This is a genomic window from Dyadobacter sp. (assembly GCF_051859145.1).
Classification (GTDB): domain Bacteria; phylum Bacteroidota; class Bacteroidia; order Cytophagales; family Spirosomataceae; genus Dyadobacter.
Genome location: NZ_JBHYGF010000614.1, coordinates 1,379 through 2,218, shown reverse-complemented (window position 1 = coordinate 2,218; position 840 = coordinate 1,379). Strand labels below are relative to the sequence as shown.

Sequence of the window (840 nt, the reverse complement as noted above, 5' to 3'; positions counted from 1 at the left end):
TAATCTCATTCAGAAGAGCTCCAAGTAGCATGTCATACCGGGCTGCGGCCTGATTTTTTATCCCATTCTCATCTGATCAATCAAAAATAACAGGTCATGAACGAGCAAAATCCAAACGAACACGGCGATTACCAACGCGGCTACACACGTGGTATTGAGGGAATTGACCGTCAGGTTTATGAAGCATATTTGTCCAGCGATGTCAACCACGACTGGATCCAGGAGCGGCTCACTTCTAAAAAGGAAGAGCTTTCCTCCGTTAAAACGACACACCAGGAAACCCGGCAGCTGCACAAGGTAGCTTACGATAAACTTCAAAACGAAGTAATGGAGCTGAACCGCACCGCGCGGCAAATGCAGGACCTGGAAAAAAGCGTTGCAGACATCGATCTGCAAACCGAACAGTTACGTGAAAAGAGAACGGAAAAAGCGCCTTCGTACTCGCTGGTAGCCGGACTTATCTTCCTGGCAGCAGGTATATCTTTCATTGCAGGTGACCTGATCATTTCGCACGAAATTGTTGCCTATGCATTGAATATCCGGAATTCCAATGAAGCCTGGGCATTTGCAATTGGTTTGGCGATGCTGTCAATCCTCCTGAAACCTGCTTACGACAGGCTGGTGGAAGAACCTTATCATAAAAATGAAACGCCAAAGGCGAGATCCAGATACGCAGGATTTAAGCTGGTACTTTCGATTTTCGCGATTGTCACACTGATTATTCTTGGCTGGTTCAGGTATGAGGCCTACCGTACTGATAAGCTGAAAGAAGCGATCAACAAGTCTGTTAAAAACCTCCAACCGAATGCAGTGGACCCGATGACAGGCGCGCCTATTAAC

1 pseudogene is annotated in these 840 nt (G+C 46.9%); it reads left to right on the top strand.

The annotated features are described in order from the left end of the window. Positions 1-96 precede the first annotated feature (96 nt). Positions 97-840 (top strand): annotated as a pseudogene (locus ACTIE6_RS27740) (hypothetical protein); the annotation flags it as partial.